The following is a 25,126-nucleotide window of genomic DNA, read 5'->3' on the forward strand; positions in this document are numbered from 1 at the left end:
GCTCAGAAGCCGGGAATGTCCATGCCCATGCCAAGACCCATGCCCAGGCTGATGTCCAGGGCGACATCATCCACCGGATCTTCATCCTTGGCGTGCAGGATGGAACGGTCCACGAGACCGGCGGCGATTTCGCGCAGCGCCATCACGGTTGGTTTGTCATTGTCCCAGGGCAGCAGGGCTTCCTTGTTTCCCGAAGCCAATTGGCGGGCGCGGCGGGAGGCGACCAGAACCAGTTCAAAGCGGTTTTCGACTGCACCCAGGCAATCATCGACGGTAACGCGAGCCATTTCGAATCTCAACAGCAACAGGGAAAACCTTGAATATACGCAATTCTCAGGATGACAACAAGCTCTGCAGCCGGTCCATATGACGGATGGCTTGCAACGGCTGGCGATGGCGGCAGGCGCGGACCACGGCCAGCAGGTCTCCGAGGGCGGTATCGAAGTCGTCATTGATGACCAGATAGTCGAATTCGACAAAGTGGCTGATGTCTTCCAGCGCCCCGGCCAGCCGGTGGTTGATAACCTCGTCGCTGTCCTGGCCGCGATTCAGCAGGCGTTCACGCAAGGCCTCGCGGCTTGGCGGCACAATGAAAATGGTTTGCGCATCCGGGAACTGGCGGCGGACCTGCTGGGCGCCCTGCCAGTCAATTTCCAGGATGACATCGCGGTCGGCCTTGAGGGCGTTTTCGACCGTGCTGCGCGCCGTACCGTAGAAGTTGCCGAAGACTTCCGCATGTTCCAGGAAGCCGCCTTCGCCGACCTGGGTCATGAATTCGTCAACGCTGGTAAAGTGGTAGTGCACGCCATCCAGCTCGCCGGGGCGGGGTTTGCGGGTGGTGTGGGACACCGAGACAATAACGTGGTCGGTGTTTTCCAGCAGGGCCCTGACCAGGGAGGTTTTGCCGGTCCCGGAGGCGGCGGAGACAACAAAAAGGGTTCCGGACATGTTGGGTCTTCACTATCGGGTGGGTGGAGGGCGGGTCGGTCGCCGGGCTGCTATTCAAGCATACCGGCGCCCCATCCGGCAGGGGGTTATTCGATGTTCTGCACCTGCTCGCGCATTTGCTCAATCAGGACTTTCAGTTCCACCGAGGATTGTGAACTGTCGGCGCTGACCGATTTGGCGCCCAGGGTGTTGGCTTCGCGGTTTAATTCCTGCAGCAGGAAGTCGAGCTTGCGCCCCACCATGCCGCCCGCCGCCAGCACGCGGCGGACTTCGGCGGCGTGGGTGGCCAGCCGGTCCAGTTCTTCGGCGACATCAATCTTCTGCGCAAAAAACACCAGTTCCTGTTCCAGGCGCTCGTGGTTCAGCTCGCCCTTGAGTTCCGACAGGCGGTCCTGCAGCCGCTGCCGGTAATGCTGGATGATGCCGGGCAACCGTTCTGCCGCCTTGGCGCACTCCACCCCGACGGCATCCAGGCGCGCCGCAATCAGGGCGGCGAGCGCATCGCCTTCCCGGCGGCGGGACGCGCCAAAGTCGGTGAGGGTGGTGTCGAACAAGGCGAGGGCGGCGGTAGCGAGTGCTTCAGCGTCCGGTGTCGGCGGAACCATGACGCCGGGCAGGCGCAGGATGTCCACGGCATTCAGCGGGGCGGTGTGGCGGGCCAGCTTGTCAATTTCGGCAGCGGCAGCGACCAGTTTGGCGGCCAGCTCCAGGTTGATGCGCACCTGTGTGGCGGATGTTTCTGCCGGTTCATGGCGAATCCAGACCTCCACCTTGCCCCGTCCCAGTTGCTGCCGCAGACGTTCACGCAGCGCCGGTTCAAGGCCGTGCAGGCTGTCGCCCAGACGCAGCGCCATTTCCAGGTGACGGTGGTTCACCGACCGAATTTCGCAGGCCAGCAGGCCGAAATCACCGCGTATTTCCTGCCGGGCGAAGGCTGTCATGCTGCAAATCATGCAAACTCCGTCAGAATGTTGGATGTCAGCGTCGATTGTAGCCGCTAGACGCTATAATTGCCTGCTTTGCCGCTTTTCATCTAAACGTACCGAGGATGCACCATGCCGAATCTCAAAGACGCCCTGTCGACCGCCATTACCGACCAGGGCTTCCGTCGCAGCGCCGGACGCGCCGCCGACGAACTGCGCCAGATCCGCTTCACCCGCCACTACACCAAGCATGCCGAAGGCTCGGTGCTGGTGGAATTCGGGGATACGCGGGTGCTGTGCACGGCCAGTGTCGAGACCTCGGTGCCGCGTTTCCTGAAGGGCAAGGGTGAAGGCTGGATCACGGCCGAATACAGCATGCTGCCCCGCGCAACCCATACCCGTAACGACCGCGAAGCCTCGCGCGGCAAGCAGGGCGGCCGCACCCTGGAAATCCAGCGACTCATCGGCCGCAGCCTGCGCGCCATGGTGGACCTGAAGAAACTGGGTGAAAACACCATCACCATCGACTGCGACGTGCTGCAGGCCGACGGCGGCACCCGCACCGCCGCCATTACCGGCGGGGCCGTGGCGCTGGTGGACGCCCTCAGCTACCTGCTGAAGCGCAAGACCATCAAGAACGACCCGCTGAAGCACCTGATTGCCGCCGTTTCGGTGGGCATTGTCAAGGGCGTGCCGGTGCTGGATCTGGACTATGAGGAAGACTCCGGCTGCGACACCGACATGAATGTGGTGATGACCCAGCTGGGTGGTTTTGTGGAAATGCAGGGTACGGCGGAAGGCAAGTCATTCAGCCGCCAGGAAGCCGACAGCATGCTGATTCTGGCCGAACAGGGCATCCAGACGCTGATTACCAAGCAGCAGGAAGTCCTGGGCTGGTAATCCGTGATGACGGACGTTCGTCGGAAGGTGAGCGCTCGTCATCTTATTATGCTGCTTTGTCGGGCAGTTGGCGTTGAAAGTTAAAAATGAGCTTGCTATGTGTCAAAATGTTAGGTAACTGTAAAGTCCGATAAAAACACTATGACTTAGTGTATGGCTTCTTATTGATTACATTGGTGCCGGGATGGGTTGGGAGACGCTTGAAGTGAACAGGGATGAGCAGGCCGGGACATCAATGATGCATGACAATAACAAGACCGGCGCCCCGGAGGCGCTGGATGTCAGGGTGCTAACAAGCATAGGGGGAAACTCGGGGTTAGCATCACCCCTGGTGAGGCGTCTTTTGGGACTGTTTCGCCAGGAAGCTTCCAAACTGGTTCACGGGATTGAATACGCACTGGCCGCTCAGGATCAGGAGGCGTTGCTGCGTCACTCACATACGCTGAAGTCTTCTTCGGCGTCGATTGGCGCACAGGCCCTCTCACAGGTAGCCAGAGATATCGAACAATTTGCCCGACAGTCGGAGTTGGCGGAAGCCGGCGCCTTGACCGGTGCGTTGCTCGCAGAATCGGCTCGCTTGATGGCGGCCCTGAATGCGCTGGAACCACAGTTGATGTCAGTACCTGCGGAGATACAGGACTGATGTCAGGATCGGCAATCTGGAACCCTGTAATGACCACCAAAATCCTGATTATTGATGACGACCCCATAACGCGCCTGCTGGCGGCTGAAAAGCTGGCGGAAGAAAACTTCCGCGTTTTTGAAGCGGCCAACGGGCAGCAGGGGCTGGCCATGATCAAGCAGATCAAGCCCGATCTGGTGCTGCTGGACGTGATCATGCCGGATATTGACGGCTATGACGTCTGCAAGGAGATCCGGCGCAACCCCGAACTGGCCAGCCTGCCGGTGATCATGCTCACCGGTCTGGAGGACAACGCCTCCATTGTGCGCGCTTATGATTATGGCGCCACCGACTTCGTCACCAAGCCCATCAACTGGACGCTGCTGGTCTATCGCATTCACTACATCCTGCGCGCCAGCCGTATTCACGACCAGCTGGCCCACAGCGAATCCAGCCTGGCCAACGCCCAGCGTCTGGCGCATCTGGGCAGTTGGGAATGGTGGCCCGAGCACGACACCACCCGCCGCACCACCGAGTATTACCGCATTCTCGGCGTGCGCCGCGACAACCTGGAAACTTCCATGTACGCCATGCTGGAGCATGTGCATGAAGAGGACCGCCAGATTGTTCGTGACGCCCTGCACAGCGCCGTGAAAGGCACCGCCTACCAGTTGCAGTTCCGCATCATTGCCGGCCACTCCGGCATGCGCGTGCTGCACGAGCAGACGCAGGTCTTCTATCACACCGACGGCACGATTGAGCGTATTGAAGGCATTACCCAGGACATCACCGAGCTGGTGGCGGCGCAGCAGCGCATCCGCAACCTCGCCTATTACGATTCACTGACCGGGCTGGCCAACCGCCAGCTGTTCCGCGAACTGCTGCAGCACGAGTTGCTGCGCACCAAGCGTAACGGCAAGCAGTGCGCGCTGCTGTTCATTGATCTCGACCGTTTCAAGCGCATCAACGACACCCTGGGCCATGACAAGGGCGACATGGTGTTGCAGGCCGTGGCCAGCCGCATTAACACCTGTGTGCGCAGCACCGACATCATTGCGCTGGCCCAGGGCCAGAACGACATGGTGGCGCGTCTGGGCGGCGATGAATTCACCATTGTCCTGACCGACATCAGCCAGCCGGAAGACGCCGCCCAGGTGGCGCAGCGCCTGCTGGAAGTCATTTCCCAACCGATCACCATCGGCAAGCAGGAAATCATTGTCACCGCCAGCATCGGCATTGCCGTGGCGCCGGAAGACGGTGAGGACGTGGAGCAGTTGCTGAAGAACGCCGATCTGGCGATGTACGCTGTCAAGGACAAGGGCCGCAACAGCTACCACTTCTTCGATTCCACCATGAACGAGACAGTGCTGAACAAGTTTGCGTTGGAAAACGATCTGCGCAAGGCGATTGAGCAGGGCCAGCTGGAGTTGTACTTCCAGCCCAAGGTCAATCCGCTGACGCATGAACTGGTGGGGGCGGAGGTGCTGTTGCGCTGGAAGCATCCGGAGCGCGGCATGATTTCGCCGGCCATCTTCATTCCGGTGGCTGAGGAATGCGGTTTTATTGTGGAGCTGGGGCAGTGGGTGTTGCAGCAGGCCTGCGTCATCAACAGCGACTGGCAGACCCGGGGTTTGCCGATTGTGCCGCTGGCGATCAACATGTCGTCGGCGAATTTCCGTGATCCGGATTTGCTGGCCGGGGTGCAGCGCAGTCTGGACGAGTCGCAATTGTTGCCCAGTTTCCTGGTGCTGGAGTTGACGGAAGGCATCCTGATGCAGGATATCAGTTCGACGATTGATACCTTGCAGGCGTTGAAGACGATGGGGGTTTCGCTGTCGGTGGATGATTTCGGGACGGGGTATTCGTCGCTGCATTATCTGAAGCGCTTCCCGATTGATGAGTTGAAGATTGACCGGTCGTTTGTGCAGGATATTGTGACTGATCCGAACGATGCGGCGATTACGGCGGCGATTATCGGTTTGGCGCAGAACCTGAAGCTGAGTGTGGTGGCGGAGGGGGTGGAGACGACGGAGCAGGCGGATTTCCTGTTGCAGCGCGGGTGCATTACGATGCAGGGGTTTTTGTTTGCGCGGCCGATGCCGAAGTCGGATTTTGAGCGGTTCATGATGACGAGTCTGGCGGCGTCGGAGTTGCATAAGGGTGTGTTTATGGTGGATCACTGAGGGGTTGGGTGATTCGGGTGGGGAGAAGGGGGGCAAGGAATTGCGCCCTTTTTGTTGGGGAGATGGGTTGGGTGTGGTTATGATGGGTGGGTGATTTGCCTGATCGAGACAATATTAGTCATATTCTTCGAGATGGAAGATTTCTTCTGTCATAGAGGGTGTATAGGAAATGTCTAGAGAAGTCTTAAGAGCGATCATGAAGGGTGATCTAGCCAAGATTGACTTATTGGTTGGTCATGGGGCCGATCTCAATGAGGTCACTGAAAAGGAAAGATGGAGCTACCTCCATCACGCGCTGCTTTCTCTTTCATTGTCGCCATCGTACGAGGCTATTCAATATTTGATTGATAAGGGGGTGGATGTTAATGCTATTGATGCATATGGGAATACTGCAATACATTATGCAGTGAGATTAAAGAGGGCAGATTTTATTAAGGCTTTAATTGTTGCAGGTGCAGATGTTAATGTTGTTAATTGTGAAGGTGTTAGCCCATTGCGGCAATTGTTTTTAGTTAAACCATTTGATTATGAATGCGCTAAGTTGCTGTTGAGAAATGGTGCTGATAAGGATCAAAAGTTAGAGGGAGGGGTTTCAGTTAAAGCCTACGTGGCATCTGTTGCAAGTAGAGATACAGAGATAGTTGAGCTTTTTAACAATTAGTTGCAAGAAGAGCTCATATATTTGGTTGGGGGCAGGGAAACCTCGGTGTGTACTCCGGACTGAAAAATCCGGCGCAATTCTATTGGGCCTTAAGTGTTGGTTATGTTCTTGGGAGATTTTTTGCCAGCGAGATGCATTAAGCTAAATAATAGCACTATGTTTACATACGGAATAATGAGTGCCAATGCCCGCCAGCCTGACCATCCCACGGCATGGCATCTGAGTATGGTTAATATAATAAATATTAACACAAGTGAGGTGTTTGCTATTAGTAAGTGCATTGGAACGTCAGTTTCCATTTGTGGATAATTGATGTAGATGTATGCTGATAGAGAACTTCCAAGCACAAAAACTGACATGAATAACGTTCTTCCATACATGAAATTCATTTGTCTTCTCTTCAAAATTGATGCTAAAAGGGTAGAAACTCCACAACAGCCAGCATAGGGCGCATTAAAAATGCGCCGTATTTTCTGAAACCTACAGACCTCGTAGGGCGCAATGGAATTGCGCCGGATTTATGATACGGTCACATCCCCATCCCAAAGCATGCCTCAAGGAAGAAAAATGCCCGATTATCGACGCGTCTGGCACCCCGGCGGCACCATCTTCTTCACCGTCAACCTGCTGCAAAGACACCAAAACGACTTGCTGGTCCGGCCCATTGACCTACTTCGACAAAGCGTCAAACAGGTGCGTGAACGCCATCCTTTTACCATTCATGGTTGGGTCGTGTTGCCGGAGCACATGCACTGCCTGCTGGAATTGCCGCCACAGGATACGGACTACGCCACCCGCTGGATGCTTATCAAAGGCGGCTTTTCCCGCGCCTTGCCTTGTACCGAACGCCGCAACGAGGCCCGGCAACGGAGGGGGGAGCGGGGTATCTGGCAACGCCGGTATTGGGAGCATATGATTCGAGATGAAGCAGATTTTCGGGCGCATATGGATTACATTCATATCAACCCGGTGAAGCATGGGTATGTTGAGCGGGTAAGGGATTGGCCGTACTCTACATTCCGGCGTCTTGTGAGAGAGGGTTCGTATTCGTTGGATTGGGGTGGGGGCAGGGAAACTTCGGTTTGTACCCCGGATTGAAATCCGGCGCAATTCCATTGCGCCTTACGTGTTGGGGAGCAGTCGGAACAGGTTCGCACCAAGGAACGCTGAAACATTCATATGCTGAAAAACTACTTAAGAAGTATCAAGGAGTTACAGGTAACCGTACTAACCTTCTTTCTGAATCATCGTTTCTTTGAGGCGTGTCAGCTGCTCGAGGTAAGAAAGGTAGCGCGAGGCCAGATGTTTTTGATATCTCATCAGGAACTGTTTATGATTACAAGTTCATTAAGGTGCCAGGTAGAGGGATACCTGCAAAGCAACAAGCCAAGAATGCGGCAAATGTTCCCGGTGTAACAAGCCAGATCGAGATCAATCCATGATAGTTCATATTGGAGTGAAAGATAAAAAGAAAATTACCCATGACTGGGGTAATTATTTCCCATCGCTAGAGATATGGAAGCCAATGTGGCTGGTGAGGCGTCATGGACCAATTCTGTATGGGATTTGTCTTGATATTGGCGGAAGCCCCGATGTTTATGTTCCCAAGGTTTTCATGCACTGTTTAGCAGAAGCGTTTCCAGCAATCAGTCTTAATGGTTCTGCTCCAGTTTTGAGTGCTCGAGGTCAACCATCCCAAATCAAACTTAAAAATCATGAGAGTGAATATGATGAACTTGCACAAAAGTTTCGTCGTGAATTTCCTCCATTAATGGAACCTGTGCTTTCTTTAGAGAGTGTTATTGAACACTTTTCAAAGTATACATCTGGAGGATATGGCATAATTGTGCCTTTTCAGCATGGACCGTATTTGGCATGTGCATTGTCAGCCGCAGCAGTTGGGCGCAAAGATATTGCTTTAAGCATTTTAGATAAAGCCGATTCTGATATGAAAAATTGGCCAAGCAGGGCATTTAACATTATTGGAGATAAGGAAAAATGGTTAAGGGATGTTATTGCAAGAATAGATGATCCAGAGAGCTTACTAGTGGAAGTTAGCTCTGAGGTTGCGAAACATGGCTTGACTTCAATTAAGAGCTATCAGTTATTATAATCATCCATTCTGGACGCGATGTGACAAAAAGATCTCGCCCCATGCCCCGTCACAACCGACTTTTTCTCCTGCTCAGACCTTGTAGGGCGCAATGGAATTGCGCCGGATTTATGATCCGGGCACAATCTTCATCCCAAAGCATGCCTCAAGGAAGAAGCATGCCCGATTATCGACTCGCCTGGCATCCCGGAGGCACCAGTCACCCTCTAGCAAAGGCAACAAAGCGACCTGCTGGCAACTCCGGTATTGGGAGCACATGATTCGGGATGAAGCGGATTTCCGGGCGCATATGGATTACATTCATATCAACCCGGTGAAGCATGGGTATGTTGAGCGGGTAAGGGATTGGCCGTACTCCACATTCCGGCGTCTTGTAAGTGATGGTCTATATTCGTTGGATTGGGGTGGTGGCCGGGAGGATTCGGTTTGTACTCCGGATTAAGAAATCCGGCGCAATTCCATTGCGCCTTACGTGTTAGTGCACTACTAAAATATTACGGACATCTAGGAAGCCATGAACGCATTTCAGAAATTTCGCTTGGATGTTGCTGGACTAGGACTCATTTTCTATTCACCCTTTTCGGCAGCGGCCATTCAGGAGGGCGAGGACTACCTTGAAAGAGGCTTTTCAGATCCGGATGTGGTTGAAAAACAAGCGCTTGAGGGCCGGTTAGTTGGTGTTAGCACTGGAACTCCCGGCCGCTTCTACTTAGAAGTCTTCCAAGGCTATCCTGATGATGCAGAGTTGGAAAAGTATGCTTACAGGTTAAGGCTTGGGGTAGAGGTGCGGGATAGAACGCTTTGTGTTAGAGACCTTTATGATCTTTTGAAGTGGCAATCCAAATGCCCGGCAACTCAAGTAATTGCGCTCACTGATGGTTTTTATCACGTCACGCTGCTGAGCAATGATCCTCAATCTGGAATACTAGGAGAAGATCAAATAATTTTGGTTTACTTGCAGCAATTGCCAGAGATGCCAAAGCTTAAGTACAACGGCGTGCCAACTTTATGTTGAATTGTTGCAAACAGTGAAGTGTTCAGTCCGCGCAGGTTGGGCCGGCAAGCCCGACAACGCATGTAACGAGTGGTTGCAAGTCAACCCAGCGGCAAATACAACGTCATTGGCGAATCCGTGCAAGCCGTGAAGCCGTAATGAACGTAAAAGGCTTTGGCTTTCTCGGTTTTGGCGTCAACCAGCAGGGCATACGCCCCCACCTGTGCACGGGCTTTAAGGCAACGGTCAACCGCAAGGCCGACCAACAGCGCACCTATGCCCGTGCCTTGGTGCGTCAGGCTGCTTGCCAGACGCCCCATGCGAAAACATGGCACGGGGTAGCGCGGCAGCTTTTTTTGCTCAGCATCAGAGAGTAGAGCGGCGTCAACCTGAGCGGCGCTGAGTGTATAGAAACCCAGAATTTGGCGGGGTTGGGCATCATCCACCACCACAAAAACCGCGCTGAGGCCCTTGGCGCTTTGCTGCGCCGCATACTTGCGCAAATAGTCATCCAGCGCAGGTTCACCACAACTGAAGCCGAAGCGGTCATGTACGCTGGCGTCTAGCCGTTGCTCTTCAAGCACGCTTGACCCGGGCGGCGTCGGCCAAGGCTTTTTGTAACGCCGGATTGGGCGCAAAGGCGCCATTGATGGCCTCGCTGAAGGCCAGAAAATCCTGCGTTGACAAGGTGATGCGGGACTCCTGCTCCAGCAGGGCCTGGGCTTTTTCTTTGGCGGCGCTGCGCATGAAGCCCGCCATGGTGGTGCCCATCAGGCTGGCGGCGCGAGCCAGCAGTTCTTTATCGTCGGCATCCAGCTTGAGGTCGAAACGTGCGGCAGTGACCATGGGAAATCCCCCTGTAGATACGGCATTTTCCCGTATGGGCAGGAGGGAGTCAACACGTTTATGCCGGGGCAAAGCCCTACAGACCTCGTAGGGCGCAATGGAATTGCGCCTTACGTGTTGAGCGGGTAAGGGATTGGCCGTACTCTACATTCCGGCGTCTTGTGATAGAGGGTTCATATTCGTTGGATTGGGGTGGTGGCAGGGAAAATTCGGTGTGTACCCCGGATTGAAATCCGGCGCAATTCCATTGCGCCTTACGTGTTTGAAAAGGGAAGGCGCTTGACCTGTTTAATCAGAATAACTTACGGTTTGAAAAAATCGTTGAGATTAAGTGGTAGGGATTATTATGTTCTTGAATTTAAAAAGCCTTAAGAGCCCAGTTAAACTGGTTTACCAGCTGTCTCTGGACTTAAAGGCAAACCCTGCCAGGGTTACAAAAGCTCAAGCCTTGACTTTGGATCAGTCAAGACCCCTTTTTGGACTGAAGGGGACCTACGGTCTCTTTGGGTCCCAAGAGTGGTGGGACAATATTGTAAATGGAAAAATGCCACGCTTATATTTGTGTGGCGATATTATTGAAATATATAAGGCTGGTCTGGATGGCGATTCCGAGGATGATATTCAGTTGGATTTCAAAATTATGACGAGTGATGGAGATGTTTGCTCTGAGAGCTTTGAGGCTAACGATGTAAACGACTACTCTCTTTTCAAGCTGGGAGCACAAGTCCATATACTTTATGTGCTTGATCCTTTAAAGGACCAAAGTCCTCTGGGTAATCAAAAGAATTATTCTAATATTCTTTTGGAGATGGCTGTTGAAGACATCGTAGGGAGCAATGGAATTGCGCCGGATTTATGATACTGGCAAAATCCCCATCTCAACGCATGCCTCAAGGAAGAATCATGCCCGACTATCAACGTGCCTGGCACCCCGGCGGCACCAGTCACCCTCTTGCAAAGGCATCAAGGCGACCTGCTGGCAACGAAGGTATTGGGAGCATATGATCCGGGATGAGGAAGACTTCCGGGCGCATATGGATTACATTCATATCAACTCGGTGAAGCACGGTTATGTTGAGCGGGTAAGGGATTGGCCGTACTCTACATTCCGGCGTCTTGTTAAAGAGTGGCGTAATCGTTGGGTTGGGGGCAGGGAGGATTCGGTTTGTTCTCCGGACTGAGAAATCCGGCGCAATTCCATTGCTCCTTACGTGTTGTGGGCTTGTAGGGTGACAAGTCGATATTTATAAATATAGAAGTAATTTTTTAATAATGATTTTTGGTTGTGGCGCTGCTTGGTTTTGGCTCTTGAGTATATGGGATTTTAATTTTCGACAAGAGCTGAAGGCTTAAAGTGGTTTAGAATTCCGAAGTTAAGTATCATTCACGTGAGATGAATGCTTGATGAACATGCAGGAGTGGGTGATGGCCTTTGAGGCAAGAGATTTATTGAGTGAAGATTGCGCACTATATGATTCATTAAATGTTACGGCGCCAATTTATAATGTTAAATATCCAGAGTGTTGGCTAATTGATAAGACGCGCTCTGCCTATTTTATTCCGTTTGGCGGGAGGGGGGATTATCCGGCAGGCTCTGGAGAGCCGCCCAGCTACTATGGTTTCGTGTCTGAGGGTACAGTGGTATATGTTGGACTTAGGCTTTATAAAACTAGATGGGATGCCATTAATAACGGGGAGGTATATTTTTATTTTATTGAAGAAGTCTGGGGCGATGGTGAATTATTGGATGGATTTAATGAGGCGCTCTTGGTGTATGAAAGATGGAAAAAGAGAGAGTCCGGCTCGAAAGTGCTTGTTGCTAGTGTTGTGGTAGATAAATCTAAGACCTCGTAGGGCGCAATGGAATTGCGCCGGATACCTATGTTGCCCCCTTCATAATGAACTGCACGGGAACGAACTCTGTCAACCAAACCCCATTATCCGCCTGAAAAAACCTGAACCCCTGCTGACGCATCCGCCGTGCCTCCACCCTCAGCACCACCGGCTTCCCGTACCGCTGACCCACCGCCGCCGCCGTCTGCTCATCCTCCGACAAATGCACATGATGACGCTCACCGGGACGCAGGCCCTCCTTCAAAATCGAGTCCAGAAAACGGGTCGCCGTCCCGTGAAACAGCCACTCGGGCGGCTCCTTCTCCGGGTGCGTAATGGCAACAAGGCCGGTGGAATGCCCTTGTGCCGCCCGAATACGCAACCCGTCAGCCGACAGTGAAAACCGCTTTTTATCACTGGTGTCCACAACCTGTTGAATCAAATCCCGAGTCATGGCCCGGCCGGATTGGGCAGCGCCCTCCATAAGCGAGGCAATGTCAGCCCAGCCCTCACTGTCCAACGTCAGGCCAATGGCCTGAGGTTCATGCCGCAGCACAAAGCTCAGGAACTTGCTGGTGTCGTTGAGTATCTTGCTCATGAGGTGTTCAGCTTTCTGAAAATGAATCCGCGCCCTACAGCTTCTCCGCCACCGCCACGGTGTACGTCTTGCCCTGCTTCAACTTGTCGTAATTCCCGAATACTTCCTTGAACGTCCGTGAAATGAAGTCCCGCAAGCCATTGATGGTCACCACATAGAACTTGCCGCCCGGCTTCAAATGCGCCAAAGCATCGTACAAATACAGGTAATGCTGCTCATTCCCCACCTTCGCCGGAAGGTTGGAGAGGATGATGTCGAACTTGCGGTCGCCTACCTGGTTGAAGCCGTTGCTCAGGAACACCTCGGTGTTCTTCAGCCCGTTCGCCTCGCAATTGCGGCGCGCGTAGTCCACCGCCACAAAATCCTTGTCCAGCAACACTGACGTACCCTGCGGGCACTTCTTTGCCATCACCATGCCCAGCACGCCATAACCGCAGCCCACATCCAGACAGTCGGCGTCCGGCTTGAAGTCCACATGCTCCAGCAGCAGGCGGGAGCCTTCGTCCACCGCTTTCGGGGAAAACACGCCCCAGGTGGAACGGAAGGTGTAGTCATCGCCAAGCACATTCTCGGTGAAGACAATATCTTGCCGCCACCGGGCAAGGGTGGCAGCGTCAACGGATGCTTTGCTCATGAAAATCCTGTTACTGCGGGGCTGTTGCCGGAACCGGCGTTGCCCTCATGTTTTGGTAGGCGGCCTCGGAGTCGGCCATTTGCTGTTTGCCATTTTCAACCAGTTTGCGGCCGTCCTCAACCAGCTTTTCCCCTTTGGTCTGGTCTTTTTTGCCGTCGGTAATCAACTCCTGACCCTTGGCAATCATTTTTTCGCCTTTGGCGACGGCCGAGCTGCCGCTGTTCCATTGCTTGGAAATGGCTTGGGCTTTTTCACCCCGCGCGGCCAGCTGGTCGCCAAACGATGGCTGGGCGGAGTTACTGGCGCAGCCGGTCAGGGTGAGGAGGCCAATGATGGAAATCAACGTCAATGTTTTCATGGTCAGTTTCTCGCTGTTGAGGTGGCGCATCCGCCGTGTGCCGACGGTATGCCTCTGGGAAGCTAGCAAAACCGCCGGGGGACAACAAGTTGGCTGCCAATGATCAGTCCTGATAATCAATAATCAACGGCGCGTGGTCGGAAAATCGCTGGTCGCGGTATACGGAAGCTGCCTTCAGGCGCGGGGCCAGATCGGGGGAGGTCACCTGATAGTCAATCCGCCACCCCACATTGTTGTCCCAGGCGCGGCCCCGGTTCGACCACCAGGTATATTCGGCCTGATCCGGCTGCAGCAGGGTGCGATGCGCGTCCACATAGCCCGCTTCGCCAAACAGCGTGTCCAGCCAGGCGCGTTCGTGCGGCAGGAAGCCGGAGTTTTTCTGGTTGCCGCGCCAGTTTTTCAAATCCACCGCCTTGTGCGCGATGTTCCAGTCCCCGCAAACCACCAGCGAGCGGTTTTCGGCCCGCCACTGGCGCATGCGCGGCATGAGTTCGCCCAGAAAGATGTCCTTGCGCGCCTGTGCCTCGTCGGAGGCAGAGCCGGAAGGCAGGTACAGCGACACCACCGTCAGGTCGCCGAACTGCGCTTCAATCCAGCGGCCTTCGGTGTCGCACAGCGGAAAGCCCAGCCCGCGCGACACCGCGTCCGGCTTTTGCCGCGAATAGATGGCCGTGCCGGCATAACCGGGACGTTCCGCCGGGAAGAATTCGCAAAACCAGCCGTGCGGCTGGTGGTCGGCGCTGATCTGGTGCGGCAGGATGCGGGTTTCCTGCAGGCAGGCGATATCAGCGCCGCTCTGGTCCAGCCACTCGAAAAAACCCTTGCTGCTGGCCGAACGCAGGCCGTTGACGTTGACGGAAATGATTCGCATGACTGTATCGCCTGTGGGAAGCGGGCTATCATAACGTCATCCCCTGTTTGCCGGAAGAATTGTCATGCATGACTATCAACGCGCCTTCATCAAGCTGGCCATGCACCGCGAAGTGCTGCGCTTCGGAGCCTTTACCCTCAAGTCCGGCCGCCACAGCCCCTATTTCTTCAATGCCGGCCTGTTCCGCGACGGCTTGTCGATGTCCGCGCTGGGTAATTGCTATGCCGAGGCCATCAATCGCGCCGGGGTGGAATTCGATGTCATTTTCGGGCCGGCCTACAAGGGCATTCCCATTGCCATTGCCGCAGCGGTGCAGCTGCACGACAAGTATCACATCAACAAGCCTTGGTGCTTCAACCGCAAGGAAGCCAAGGATCACGGCGAGGGCGGCACGCTGGTGGGCGAGCCGTTGAAGGGCCAGCGGGTGTTGATTGTGGATGATGTGATCACGGCGGGCACCGCCATCCGTGAAGTGATGCAGATTCTGGAGGCCCAGGGCGCCAAGGCGGCGGGCATTGTGGTGGCGCTGGACCGCCAGGAACGGGGCGGGGGTGATTTGTCCGCCATCCAGGAAGTCAGCATGCAGTTCGGCATCCCGGTGTTTTCCATCATCAAGCTGGACCACATTACCGAATACCTGCGTGAACGCGGCGGTCAGGAAGAAACCATCAAGCTGATCCAGGCCTACCAGTCCAAATACGGCTCTCGGGATCGTGACGACTGGCACGTGGGCGGGGCATGACCATGTCCGTTAACCTGCTGGTGGTAATGGACGATATTTCGCAAATCAAGGTCAAGAAGGACTCCAGCATCGCCATGCTGTGGGCGGCGGCGCGCCGGGGCTGGACCTTGTGGTATGCCGAGCAGGACGACCTGTATGTGCGTGACGGCGCTGCCTGCGGACGTCTGAAACCCTTGCAGGTGTTTGAGTCGGCCGACCGCTGGCATCAATTCGGCGAGGCGGTGGACAAGCCGCTGGCCGAGATGCAGGTGGTGCTGATGCGCAAGGACCCGCCCTTCGACATGCGCTTCATCTACACCACCTATATCCTGGAGCGGGCGGAAGAAGCCGGAGTGCTGGTGGTCAACAAGCCGCAATCCTTGCGTGACTGCAACGAGAAGTTCTTCGCCACCTTCTTTCCCCATTGCATGGCTCCGACACTGGTGGCTTCGGATATGACGCGAGTGCGGGCCTTCATCGCCGAGCAGGGAGATGTCATCGTCAAGCCGATGGACGGCATGGGCGGCACCGGTATTTTCCGCTTGCAGCAGGGCGGGCTGAATATCGGAGCCACCCTGGAAACGCTGACCCTGAACGGAACCTTGCCGATCATGGCGCAGCGCTTCATTCCCGAGATCGTCAAGGGCGACAAGCGCATCCTGCTGATTGACGGCGAGCCGGTGCCCTATTGCCTGGCGCGTGTGCCGCCGGCAGGGGAAACGCGCGGCAATCTGGCGGCGGGAGGCAGCGGTGTGCCGCAACTGTTGTCGCCGCATGATTACTGGCTGGCGGCGCAGGTGGGCCCGGAACTCCGCAAGCGCGGCCTGCTGTTTGTGGGGTTGGATGTAATCGGTGATTACATTACCGAAGTCAACGTCACCAGCCCCACCTGTATCCGTGAAATTGACGCCCGCTATGGCTTTGGCATTGCCGACCGCTTGATGGCGGCGATTGAGAAAAAACTGGCGCTCCCCACCGTCTGAACAGGAATACCCATGTATCAACATACCCGTGTCGATGGTTCCGTGATTGACTTGCCGGTGGGCAAGGCAGTCTGCGTGGGCCGTAACTATGCCGCCCACGCCCGTGAGCTGGGCAATGCCGTGCCGGAAACACCAATCCTGTTCCTGAAGCCGCGCACGGCCATGGCGCCGCTGTCGCCGGATTTTGCCATTCCGGCGGATCGGGGCGGTTGCCACCATGAAACCGAGATTGCGGTTCTGATCGGCCGGACGGCGAAGAATATCCCGCTGGACGAAGCGCCCGCTGTCATTGCCGGTTACGGCCTGGCGTTGGACCTGACACTGCGTGACCTGCAAAACCAGCTGAAGAAGCAGGGCTATCCCTGGGAAGTGGCCAAGGCCTTTGACGGGGCGTGTCCGCTGTCGCCGTTCATCAGCCCCGAGGCCATGGGTGATGTCACCACGGCGGAGTTGTCCCTGACTGTCAACGGTGAGCCGCGACAGCACGGGCAGGCGCAGGACATGATCACCGGCATTTACGAACTGGTGGCTTATATCAGCCGCATCTTCACGCTGGAGCCGGGGGATGTGGTGCTGACCGGTACGCCGGAGGGTGTGGCGGCGCTGGCGGGCGGTGACCGGCTGGTGCTGTCGCTGGGCAATGGCGGCAAGGCGCTGGCGACCTTCATCACGGCTGTCCGTTAAGACCGGGCTGCTGCGGCCGGACCCCTGCGTCCGGCCTTTGTTCCATGCGTCAAGGGTTTTACCCTTTTCCGCCTTCCCTTTCGTCGCCTTGTCAGCAACTATCAAGCTATCCTGCCGAGCAATGCTCATCATTCCGCTGCATAAACGTACAAAAACAACATACGCTGCGGAGCCGTCTTTCATGAACAAACTTGCCATCATCACCGGTCTGCTACTTGCCGCCGGTCAGGGCTGGGCCGATTCCTCCTGGCCGTTGTCCCAGGCCATGGAGTTGCAATACGACACACCGGTCAACCGCCTGCAGATTCTGGGCGCGCACAATGCATGGAACGACTCCGACGCCACCTGGGCCAACCAGCGCTGGGCGCTGGACAAGCTGCTGGATAACGGCGTGCGCAACATTGATCTGGATATTCATTCGGATGGCGGTACGGTCAAGCTCTGCCATCAGGATTGCGGCCAGATTTACAGTGCGGTGGACAGCTATCCGGGGGAGTTGCAGAAAATCGCCAACTGGCTGGCCTCGCACCCCAAGGACATCGTTTTCATTGATCTGGAAGACCGCGTCGGCAACCAGGCGCAAGTGGAAGGGCCGTTGAACAGCATTTTCGGCAGCCTGCTGTACCGTCCGTCCGAAAAGCCGGCCGGTCGCTGGGAAAGCCCGCGCGAGATGGTGGCCAAGGGCAAGCGCGTCATCGTCAAGGGCGCCAACAACTGGTATGACGGCAGCCTGATCTGGGATGGCCGTCTGTTCGCCACCGGCGCGGCAGGGGGCTGGAACTCCCGCCCGGTGAAGTATTTTGATACCGCCTCCTGCCGCATGGATGGCAGCGCTCTGCTTCCGGGGCAGATCTACACCATTTCCGACAGCAAGCTGGGCAAGGACTTGCTGCCGGACTCCTGGATTGACCAGACCGGCACCATCGACAGCAGCAATATTCCGCGCCTGTTCGCCTGTGGCGTCAACAATGTCGATGCCGACCGCTGGGACGACAGCATGACCGGTGCGGCCGTGTGGAGTTGGGGCGGCGGTGAACCGAACAACGCCGGTTCCGGGGGCGAAAATTGCGCCGAGCGTCGCGCGGACGGACGCTGGAATGATGTGTCCTGCGCTGCTGTGAAGCGATTTGCCTGCCAGAGTGTCAGCAATGCCGATGACTGGCGTGTCACGGCCGGAAGCGGGGCGTGGGATCAGGGCCGCGCCCAGTGCGCCGGTGAATTCCCGGGTTACCGCTTTGCCGTCCCGGCGAATTCCTTCCAGAACGAACGGCTGAAGGCGGCCGGCAGCGGCCTCTCCCTCTGGCTGAACCTCTCTGACAAGGCGCGGGAAGGCAAGTGGGAGGCATATTACGCCTCCACGACGACCTGGTCGTCCGGCGCTTATGCCGCCAACCAGCTGACTCACCAAACCCTGTACATTCCCGGTGCGGCGGCGGTGAAGGTGACGGTGTCCGGCGGGCTGGATGGTGTGGGCGATGTGTTGCAGGTCTTTAACGGCAGCCGCCAGCTGCAACGCACGCTGACCGGCACCAATGTTTTGACTACGTTCACCGTCAACGACAGCAGTGTCATCCTGCGCTTCAGTTCCGATGCGGCGTTGTCCGGCAATGTCTCGGTGCAGATTGAAAGCACCACGCTGACGGAAGTCCCGGTGTGGCGCTCGCTGGTCAACGGCAAGGGCAAGTGCCTGGACCTGGAAGGCCGCAGCACGGCGAATGGCGCGGTTGTCCACCACTGGAGCTGTCATGGCGCTGACAGCCAGAAGTGGTGGCAGGACGCACAGGGCCGCATCCACAGCAAGGCCAACGCCAACCGCTGCATCGATGTTTCCGGCGCGGGAACCGGTAACGGCACCAAAATCCAGCTTTGGGACTGCCATAGCGGCGCGAACCAGGTCTGGCTGCGCGGCGCAGGCAATTCACTGCGTCCGGCGCACACCCCGGCCAAGGCCATGGACATCAAGGATGCCTGGTGGGGAGCCTTTGACGGTCAGGACGCCCACTTGTGGGACGGCCAGAACAGCTGGGCGCAAAGCTGGTCCTGGCAGTAATCGGGTTTGACGCTTTCCCGGCAATTATGCGTATCATCAGCACCACTGTTGATCATTGCATAAGGCCGGGAAATGACGTCTTCCATCAAGCACATCCTTTTCGTCGAGGACGATCCCGCCATTGCGGAGCCCTTGTCCTACGCCCTGTCCCGCGAGGGATGGCAGGTGCACGGCTGCTCACTGGCAGCCGAGGCGCTGGCCTTGCTGCACCGGCAGACGGTGGACTTCATCATCCTCGACGTCGGGCTGCCGGACGGTAACGGCTTTGATCTGTGCCGGGAAATCCGCCGTCACTGGCAAACCCCCTTGTTGTTCCTCACCGCACGCAACGAAGAAATGGAACGCATCATCGGCCTGGAAATCGGCGCGGATGATTATTGCGCCAAGCCGTTCAGCCCCCGGGAAATCATCTCGCGCATTCGCGCTATATGGCGGCGGCTGCCTGCCGGCGCGGCCGCGACGGCCGAAGCGGCAACCGGCTGGGGGCCGTGGCGCTGCGATCCCGACCGCCTGCAGATTCATTACCACAATCATTTACTGCCCTTGACCCGCCACGAATACCGGCTGCTGCTGACGCTGGTCGGCCGTCCGGAACACGTGCTGACGCGGGCGCAATTGATGCAGGCGGCCTGGGAACATCCGGACTACAGCGATGAGCGCACCGTGGATACCCACATCAAGACCTTGCGCCACAAGCTGCGCACGGCTGCGGGCCGGGACCCCATCGTGACCCGGCGCGGCGTGGGTTATGCGCTGGCGCGGGAATAAGCATGTCCATTTTTGTGCGGCTGTGGCTGGCAATGGCGGTGGTGCTGCTGGCCGGGGCGTGGCTGACCATTGACCTGTTGCAGGAGCAGGTGAAGCCAAGTGTGCGTCAGGCCATTGAAGAAACGCTGGCCGATAACGCAAATTTGGTAGCCGCGCTGGTGGCGGATGACCTGAAGGCGGGCCGTGTCGGCTCCCCGGCGTTCGCCCAGCGCATGCAGGACTGGCGGCAGCGTCGTTTGCAGGCGCGGATCTGGGAATTCGACAAGCAGGCGGTGACGCAACGGCTCTACATTACCGATGAACAGGGCATGGTGCTTTATGACTCCGTCGGTGAAGCCGTGGGGCAGGACTATGCGCGCTGGAACGATGTCTGGCTGACCCTGCATGGGCGTTATGGCGTCCGCTCCAGCCGCAGCCGTGCCGATGACCCGTCCAGTTCGGTGATGTACGTGGCGGCGCCGGTCATGGACGGCCGGCGGCTGATCGGTGTGGTGTCGCTGGGCAAGCCGGGGGTGACGGTGCAGCCCTTCATTGAGCGTGCGCAACGGCAAATGCTGGTGCAGGGCCTTGGCGTGGTGTTGCTGACGCTGCTGGTGGCGGCGCTGGCCGCGCTCTGGCTGCGGCACGGCATCAAGCGCGTGGCGCGGTATGCGCTGGATTTGGGCGCGCAGCGACGGCCTTTGCGGTTCCGGGCCGCGCGGGAGCTGAACGAGCTGGTGCAGGCCATTGACGCCATGCGCACCGAGCTGGAAGGCAAGGCCCATGTCGAGAAGCTGGCGCAGACGCTGGCGCATGAACTGAAAAGCCCGTTGACCGCCATCCGCGCCTCGACGGAAATTCTGCGGGATGACCTGCCGCCGCCCGACCGGGAGCGTTTCCTCAACAATATTGATGCCCAGTCGGAACGGCTTCACCATCTGGCAGCGCAGTTGCTGCTGCTGGCGCGGCTGGAGGCGGGTCATGATCCGGCCGCCCGGACGCTGCTGGATCTGGCGGCGCTGGTGCGCGCTGTGCTGGAGCAGCGGGCGGCGGATTGCAGGCTGCGCCGCCTGCGCTGGCGGGTCGAGCCGTCCGACGGGGTATTCCCGGTACAGGCGGACCGTTTCTGGTTGGAGCAGGCGCTGGCCAATCTGGTGGCTAACGCACTGGATTTCATGCCGGAAGACGGTGAGTTGCGGGTGCGCCTGGAACGGGGTAAAGACGGCATCCGGCTGGCATTGTTCAACCCCGGTCCGGCCATTCCGGACTACGCCCTGCCGCAGGTCTTTGATCGTTTTTACACACTGCCGCGTCCGGACGGCAGCCGCCACGGCAGCGGCCTCGGCCTGACACTGGTTCGGGAGGTGATGCAGCAGTCGGGAGGCGCGGTAACGATCGCCAATGTTGAAGGTGGGGTCGAGGTCAGCCTGTCTTTCCCGGGAGCCTGACTTCACACCGATTTCACACGGCCCTGACCGTGGCTTCACGCAGCTGCTCCACACTGGGTTCCACTAATTTCCGAAGTGGACACCATGCAAAAAATCCTGTTTTCCAAGCTCGGGGCCATCCTGGTGCTGATGGCCGTCTTCCTGTTCGCGTTTACCTTCATCCGCGCCATGGTCTATGAACGGCAGGCCAGCCAGCGCCAGGTGCTGACTGAAATTGCCAATGGTAATGTCGGGGCGCAGAGCCTGTTCGGGCCGTTGCTGGTGGTGCCGGTAACGGAAACGGTGATCTGCACCGACAAGGAAGGAAATGACAAACCTTGCGAGCGCAGCACGGCGCTGGTGCTCAGCCCCCAGAAGTCCCGCTGGGACAACCGGCTCACCGTCAGCGACAGCGCCTTCAGGCGTGGTATCTACCGCGCCATCACCTGGGACAATGCCCTGACGGTCGAGGGCAGCTTCCTCATGGACAGCCGCCGCTTCCCCCTGGAGGCCAATCAGCAGGCGCACTGGGACAAGGCGCAGTTGCGCTTCTACCTCTCCGACCTGCGCGGGGTTAAAAGCCAGCCGGTGCTGGCCATGGGCGGGCAGAGGCTGGCCTTTGCCTTTCCGGATGATGAAGGCAGCAACCGGTTGGGAACCGGGTTCACGGCGCTGTCCGTGCCTGCGGAGTGGTTGCAGTCGGGCCGCGAGATGCCATTCCGTCTGGATGTCGGCCTCACCGGCATGGGCCGGGTGCAGGTAATTCCCGCCGGTGGCGAAATGGAGGTCAGCATGCAGGCCGACTGGCCGCACCCGTCCTTTTACGGGGCCTCGCTGCCGGATAAAACCATCCGTCAGGACGGCTTCAGCGCCCGCTGGCAGAACGCTTATCTCACCAGCCGCAACAACCAGTTGCTGAATGCCTGTTTCAACCGTCTTGACGGCGATGCCTGCAATAACTTGCAGGCGGTGCTGAATCCGGAAGCGGCGGGTCAGGTTGCGAATGCCGAGTTGCTGCCGGAGTTGAAGGGCGGGTTTGCGGTCAGCTTCATCCAGCCGGTCAATGTCTACCATATGACGGAACGCGCCTTGAAATATGCGCTGCTGTTCCTGGTCATTACCTTCGGAGCCTTTTTCCTGTTCGAAGTGCTGAAGGACCTGCGGATTCACCCCATGCAATACGGCCTGGTGGGCGGGGCGCTGGCCGTGTTCTACCTGTTGCTGCTGTCGTTCAGTGAGCATGCCGGTTTCCGGATGGCTTACGGGCTGTCCAGTGCGGCCTGCATCGGCCTGATCACATATTACGTGAGCCATGTGCTGCAAAGCCTGGCGCGGGCGCTGGGTTTCAGTGTGGTGCTGGCGGGTATGTACGGGACGCTGTTCGTGATCCTGCAATCGGAGGACTACACCCTGATGCTGGGTTCGGTGCTGGTATTCCTGCTGCTGGCGGCGGTCATGATGCTGACGCGCCGGGTGGACTGGTATGCGTTGGGGCAGAAGGGGGGCTGAGGAGTGAGCGGAAGGGCGGTGATGAGCCGCCTTTTCGGGGGCTGGCTTGATGAATCAATCCAGCGCATCCATTTGGGTCTTCATCCATTTGGCGTCGTTCTTGATCAAACTGATCTGATCCCAGATTTTCTGGATCTGTTCGTTGGTTAAGCCTGAAGTCCGTGAAAAAGGCATGAAGTAGGTTTTGCTGACAACGCCCCGGCTGGTGGCTTTCAGCTTGTTTTTGAACATGGTTCGTTCCAGCAGGACATCGGCATAGCGGTCCATCATCACCACACTGCCTTTTTCCCCGCGCAGCAGGCGCACCAGATTGGTTTTGTCATCGGACCCCATTTCCTTGATTTGCAGGGAAGGGGCAATCTTCGCCAGATCACTGACAATGGAGTAGCCTTCCGGAAGCATGACCGGTTGCGGAATGGTTTTGGGGTCGCCGGTATACTGGTAGTTGGTTCCGGTCGGGGTCACGACTACATAGTTGATGCGCGCCAAAGACCATTTGGAGTCCGGATTTTTTCCGGCATCCTGAGGGTAAACCATGTATTCCGAGCGGTCGGCGTTAAATGAGGCCGGAACTGCGCCGTCAAATTTTCCCCCACGCACGGTTTCCTGGCACTCTTCCCAGTTCATGGGCGTCAGGTTGAGAGTGTGTCCGGCATTTTGTGCAGCTACGACCATCATGTGCATGAATATCTTCAGTTCGCCTTGCTTGGCGAATCGTGGGTCAATGCACATATTCAGGTCTTTCGCAAAGACCGGGGCGGGTGTCAGCGAAGCCGCTGCGGCGATCGCCAGTAAGGCAATATAAAACCGGGAGGGGCGTGTGATTTGCATTTTCCATGTCTCCTGAGCCATGTGGGACTTTCTAATCAGCAGCATTACTCTAGGAGGCTCTGTGGAAAATGGCCATTGGTGTAAACCCTGAATGTGACAGTGGTAAAGCCCCTATATGACAGGCGTTGGCGCAGGTTGGTGAAGCCGTTGGCGGAGAGGGATATTAATCATGTGAACAGTTAGGCGTTTAAGAACGGAAGCACAGGACTCTGTCATTTTATATTCATAAAAATTTAATATTTCACGTCAGCCAATAACAATAAAAAAGGGCCGCGAAGGCGGCCCTGATTTGACATTGCGGGTTTACAGTCCTGCCTTGGTCCGCAGTTCATCCGCCTTGTCGGTTCGCTCCCAGGTAAAGGCGGTGGCGGCATGCACCTTCTTCACCCACAGACCTCCTTCCAGGACTTCGTAGTTGTAGTCACGTTCGTAAGGAGTGCGGCCGAAGTGCCCGTAGGCGGCGGTGGGGCCATACACCGGATGCAGCAGGTCCAGTTGCTTGATCAGGCCATAGGGGCGAAGGTCGAAGGTGTCACGGATCAAGGCGATCAGCTGCTCGTCAGTGATCTTGCCGGTGCCGAAGGTGTTGACCGAGATTGAGGTCGGCTCGGCGACGCCGATGGCGTAGCTGACCTGGATTTCGCAACGGTCGGCCAGACCGGCGGCAACAATGTTCTTCGCCACATAGCGGCCGGCGTAGGCCGCCGAACGGTCCACCTTGGAGGGGTCCTTGCCGGAGAACGCGCCGCCGCCATGACGGGCCATGCCGCCGTAGCTGTCAACGATGATCTTGCGGCCGGTCAGGCCACAGTCACCCATGGGGCCGCCGATTTCGAAGCGGCCGGTGGGGTTAATGTAGAAGCGGGTGTCCTTGTTCAGCCATTCGGCAGGCAACACCTGCTTGATGATCAGCTCCATCACGCCTTCCTGGATCACCTTGTCGCTGATGTCCGGCGAATGCTGGGTGGACAGCACCACGGCGTCCACCGCCACCGGTTTGCCGTTTTCATAGCGGAAGGTCACTTGCGACTTGGCGTCCGGGCGCAGCCAGGGCAGTTGGCCGTTCTTGCGCACTTCCGCCTGGCGTTCCACCAGCCGGTGGGCGTACTGGATGGGGGCGGGCATCAGCGAATCGGTTTCGTTGCTGGCATATCCGAACATCAGGCCCTGGTCACCGGCGCCCTGATCTTCAGGCTTCTTGCGGTCCACGCCCTGGGCGATGTCGGGTGACTGCTGTCCCAGCAGGTTCAGCACGCCGCAGGTCTTGCCGTCAAAACAGACGTCCGAGGAGTTGTAACCGATGTCGAGGATGACGTTGCGGATGATCTTTTCGTAGTCAATGACGGCGTTGGTCGTTACTTCACCGGCAATGATGGCGACGCCGGTCTTGACCAGGGTTTCACAGGCGACACGGGCGTAGACGTCCTGGGCGAGTATGGCGTCCAGGATGGCATCGGAAATCTGGTCGGCGATCTTGTCCGGATGGCCTTCGGAGACGGATTCGCTGGTGAATACGCTGTAATCGCTCATGTGGGGGGAACCTGTGGGAAGCTAGGGGCTGATCGAACCGGCAAAGATAAGGTTTTTGGGGGAGGAGGGCAAGGGAACAGCGCCTGCAAAAGTTGTTTGTCCGATAATTGCATTTGCCCCCCTTCCCCAATTCGGCGACAATTGCGCCTTTCCTCAGAAA

28 protein-coding genes are annotated in these 25,126 nt (G+C 57.1%); 16 read left to right on the plus strand and 12 right to left on the minus strand.

The window, feature by feature from the left end; genetic code table 11:
• Window positions 1–2: 2 nt before the first annotated feature.
• The 3 genes from rpoZ to Q7T36_RS05330 all read right to left on the minus strand — a co-directional run bounded on the left by rpoZ (window position 3) and on the right by Q7T36_RS05330 (window position 1,889).
• Window positions 3–287, minus strand: coding sequence for a DNA-directed RNA polymerase subunit omega (gene rpoZ / locus Q7T36_RS05320; RefSeq protein ID WP_304844802.1), 285 nt, complete (start codon window positions 285–287; stop codon window positions 3–5).
• A gap of 46 nt (window positions 288–333) precedes the next feature.
• Window positions 334–948 carry a guanylate kinase gene (gene gmk, locus Q7T36_RS05325; RefSeq protein WP_304844804.1) on the minus strand — a complete coding sequence of 205 codons (615 nt, stop codon included), beginning with the start codon at window positions 946–948 and terminating at the stop codon, window positions 334–336.
• Between the two features lie 86 nt (window positions 949–1,034).
• On the minus strand, window positions 1,035–1,889 hold the full coding sequence (locus Q7T36_RS05330; protein ID WP_304844806.1) for a YicC/YloC family endoribonuclease: 855 nt from the start codon (window positions 1,887–1,889) through the stop codon (window positions 1,035–1,037).
• Window positions 1,890–2,003: 114 nt separating this feature from the next.
• Between Q7T36_RS05330 and rph the strand changes: the two genes are divergently transcribed.
• The 4 genes from rph (at window position 2,004) to Q7T36_RS05350 (ending at window position 6,237) form a co-directional block, all read left to right on the plus strand.
• Window positions 2,004–2,771: a ribonuclease PH gene (gene rph / locus Q7T36_RS05335; RefSeq protein ID WP_304844808.1), complete on the plus strand. Its 768-nt coding sequence runs from the start codon at window positions 2,004–2,006 to the stop codon at window positions 2,769–2,771.
• Window positions 2,772–3,114: 343 nt separating this feature from the next.
• On the plus strand, window positions 3,115–3,414 hold the full coding sequence (locus Q7T36_RS05340) for an Hpt domain-containing protein (protein ID WP_304844810.1): 300 nt from the start codon (window positions 3,115–3,117) through the stop codon (window positions 3,412–3,414).
• A 29-nt stretch (window positions 3,415–3,443) separates the two neighbouring features.
• On the plus strand, window positions 3,444–5,576 hold the full coding sequence (locus tag Q7T36_RS05345; protein ID WP_304844812.1) for an EAL domain-containing protein: 2,133 nt from the start codon (window positions 3,444–3,446) through the stop codon (window positions 5,574–5,576).
• A gap of 169 nt (window positions 5,577–5,745) precedes the next feature.
• The gene (locus tag Q7T36_RS05350; RefSeq protein ID WP_304844814.1) at window positions 5,746–6,237 is read left to right on the plus strand and encodes an ankyrin repeat domain-containing protein; all 492 of its coding nucleotides are present in this window, start codon (window positions 5,746–5,748) and stop codon (window positions 6,235–6,237) included.
• An 89-nt stretch (window positions 6,238–6,326) separates the two neighbouring features.
• Here the strand turns inward: Q7T36_RS05350 and Q7T36_RS17975 are convergent, their stop codons facing one another.
• A complete protein-coding gene (locus tag Q7T36_RS17975) occupies window positions 6,327–6,626 on the minus strand; it encodes a DUF805 domain-containing protein (protein ID WP_370690053.1) in 300 nt (99 codons plus the stop codon).
• Window positions 6,627–6,804: 178 nt separating this feature from the next.
• On the opposite strand from Q7T36_RS17975, the gene Q7T36_RS05355 reads away from it, so the two are divergent.
• From Q7T36_RS05355 to Q7T36_RS05365, 3 genes are all read left to right on the plus strand, one after another.
• Window positions 6,805–7,335 (plus strand): transposase, encoded by a 531-nt coding sequence (locus Q7T36_RS05355; RefSeq protein ID WP_304844816.1) that lies wholly within the window; start codon window positions 6,805–6,807, stop codon window positions 7,333–7,335.
• A gap of 340 nt (window positions 7,336–7,675) precedes the next feature.
• Complete coding sequence (locus tag Q7T36_RS05360) at window positions 7,676–8,350, plus strand: hypothetical protein (protein ID WP_304844818.1); 675 nt, start codon at window positions 7,676–7,678, stop codon at window positions 8,348–8,350.
• Window positions 8,351–8,864: 514 nt separating this feature from the next.
• Entirely contained in the window at window positions 8,865–9,365 is a 501-nt protein-coding gene (locus Q7T36_RS05365; protein ID WP_304844820.1) for a hypothetical protein, read from the plus strand.
• An 80-nt stretch (window positions 9,366–9,445) separates the two neighbouring features.
• Here Q7T36_RS05365 and Q7T36_RS05370 read toward each other — a convergent pair whose 3' ends face one another.
• Window positions 9,446–9,928 (minus strand): GNAT family N-acetyltransferase, encoded by a 483-nt coding sequence (locus Q7T36_RS05370; protein ID WP_304844822.1) that lies wholly within the window; start codon window positions 9,926–9,928, stop codon window positions 9,446–9,448.
• Entirely contained in the window at window positions 9,921–10,190 is a 270-nt protein-coding gene (locus Q7T36_RS05375; protein WP_304844824.1) for a DUF1778 domain-containing protein, read from the minus strand. The genes Q7T36_RS05370 and Q7T36_RS05375 overlap by 8 nt, the downstream gene beginning before the upstream one ends.
• A gap of 346 nt (window positions 10,191–10,536) precedes the next feature.
• Here Q7T36_RS05375 and Q7T36_RS05380 point away from each other — a divergent pair, with 346 nt between their 5' ends.
• Together Q7T36_RS05380 and Q7T36_RS05385 are read left to right on the plus strand one after the other, a co-directional pair.
• Window positions 10,537–11,049 carry a hypothetical protein gene (locus Q7T36_RS05380; RefSeq protein ID WP_304844827.1) on the plus strand — a complete coding sequence of 171 codons (513 nt, stop codon included), beginning with the start codon at window positions 10,537–10,539 and terminating at the stop codon, window positions 11,047–11,049.
• 545 nt (window positions 11,050–11,594) lie between these two features.
• Window positions 11,595–12,044 carry a hypothetical protein gene (locus Q7T36_RS05385; RefSeq protein ID WP_304844829.1) on the plus strand — a complete coding sequence of 150 codons (450 nt, stop codon included), beginning with the start codon at window positions 11,595–11,597 and terminating at the stop codon, window positions 12,042–12,044.
• Window positions 12,045–12,069: 25 nt separating this feature from the next.
• On the opposite strand, the gene Q7T36_RS05390 is transcribed toward Q7T36_RS05385, so the two are convergent.
• The 4 genes from Q7T36_RS05390 to Q7T36_RS05405 form a co-directional block, all read right to left on the minus strand.
• Window positions 12,070–12,621, minus strand: a complete 552-nt coding sequence (locus Q7T36_RS05390; RefSeq protein ID WP_304844831.1) for an RNA 2'-phosphotransferase — start codon at window positions 12,619–12,621, stop codon at window positions 12,070–12,072.
• A gap of 34 nt (window positions 12,622–12,655) precedes the next feature.
• Window positions 12,656–13,255 carry a class I SAM-dependent methyltransferase gene (locus Q7T36_RS05395; RefSeq protein ID WP_304844833.1) on the minus strand — a complete coding sequence of 200 codons (600 nt, stop codon included), beginning with the start codon at window positions 13,253–13,255 and terminating at the stop codon, window positions 12,656–12,658.
• Window positions 13,256–13,265: 10 nt separating this feature from the next.
• Window positions 13,266–13,613, minus strand: coding sequence for a hypothetical protein (locus tag Q7T36_RS05400; RefSeq protein WP_304844834.1), 348 nt, complete (start codon window positions 13,611–13,613; stop codon window positions 13,266–13,268).
• A gap of 103 nt (window positions 13,614–13,716) precedes the next feature.
• Window positions 13,717–14,484, minus strand: coding sequence for an exodeoxyribonuclease III (locus Q7T36_RS05405; protein ID WP_304844836.1), 768 nt, complete (start codon window positions 14,482–14,484; stop codon window positions 13,717–13,719).
• Between the two features lie 64 nt (window positions 14,485–14,548).
• Here Q7T36_RS05405 and pyrE point away from each other — a divergent pair, with 64 nt between their 5' ends.
• The 7 genes from pyrE (at window position 14,549) to creD (ending at window position 22,605) form a co-directional block, all read left to right on the plus strand.
• Window positions 14,549–15,226, plus strand: a complete 678-nt coding sequence (pyrE, locus tag Q7T36_RS05410; RefSeq protein WP_304844838.1) for an orotate phosphoribosyltransferase — start codon at window positions 14,549–14,551, stop codon at window positions 15,224–15,226.
• Window positions 15,227–15,228: 2 nt separating this feature from the next.
• The gene (gene gshB / locus Q7T36_RS05415) at window positions 15,229–16,188 is read left to right on the plus strand and encodes a glutathione synthase (protein WP_304844996.1); all 960 of its coding nucleotides are present in this window, start codon (window positions 15,229–15,231) and stop codon (window positions 16,186–16,188) included.
• A gap of 12 nt (window positions 16,189–16,200) precedes the next feature.
• Window positions 16,201–16,872: a fumarylacetoacetate hydrolase family protein gene (locus Q7T36_RS05420; protein WP_304844840.1), complete on the plus strand. Its 672-nt coding sequence runs from the start codon at window positions 16,201–16,203 to the stop codon at window positions 16,870–16,872.
• A gap of 181 nt (window positions 16,873–17,053) precedes the next feature.
• On the plus strand, window positions 17,054–18,922 hold the full coding sequence (locus Q7T36_RS05425) for an RICIN domain-containing protein (protein WP_304844842.1): 1,869 nt from the start codon (window positions 17,054–17,056) through the stop codon (window positions 18,920–18,922).
• A 72-nt stretch (window positions 18,923–18,994) separates the two neighbouring features.
• Window positions 18,995–19,690, plus strand: a complete 696-nt coding sequence (gene creB / locus Q7T36_RS05430; protein ID WP_304844844.1) for a two-component system response regulator CreB — start codon at window positions 18,995–18,997, stop codon at window positions 19,688–19,690.
• Window positions 19,691–19,692: 2 nt separating this feature from the next.
• The gene (gene creC / locus Q7T36_RS05435; protein WP_304844846.1) at window positions 19,693–21,117 is read left to right on the plus strand and encodes a two-component system sensor histidine kinase CreC; all 1,425 of its coding nucleotides are present in this window, start codon (window positions 19,693–19,695) and stop codon (window positions 21,115–21,117) included.
• Window positions 21,118–21,201: 84 nt separating this feature from the next.
• The gene (creD, locus tag Q7T36_RS05440; RefSeq protein ID WP_304844849.1) at window positions 21,202–22,605 is read left to right on the plus strand and encodes a cell envelope integrity protein CreD; all 1,404 of its coding nucleotides are present in this window, start codon (window positions 21,202–21,204) and stop codon (window positions 22,603–22,605) included.
• A gap of 54 nt (window positions 22,606–22,659) precedes the next feature.
• Here creD and Q7T36_RS05445 read toward each other — a convergent pair whose 3' ends face one another.
• Entirely contained in the window at window positions 22,660–23,436 is a 777-nt protein-coding gene (locus tag Q7T36_RS05445) for a hypothetical protein (protein ID WP_304844851.1), read from the minus strand.
• Window positions 23,437–23,739: 303 nt separating this feature from the next.
• A complete protein-coding gene (gene metK / locus Q7T36_RS05450) occupies window positions 23,740–24,966 on the minus strand; it encodes a methionine adenosyltransferase (protein WP_304844853.1) in 1,227 nt (408 codons plus the stop codon).
• Window positions 24,967–25,126: the final 160 nt, after the last annotated feature.

Origin of the sequence: Fluviicoccus sp. (assembly GCF_030646115.1) — a bacterium.
In the GTDB taxonomy this organism is placed as follows: Bacteria; Pseudomonadota; Gammaproteobacteria; order Pseudomonadales; family Moraxellaceae; genus Fluviicoccus.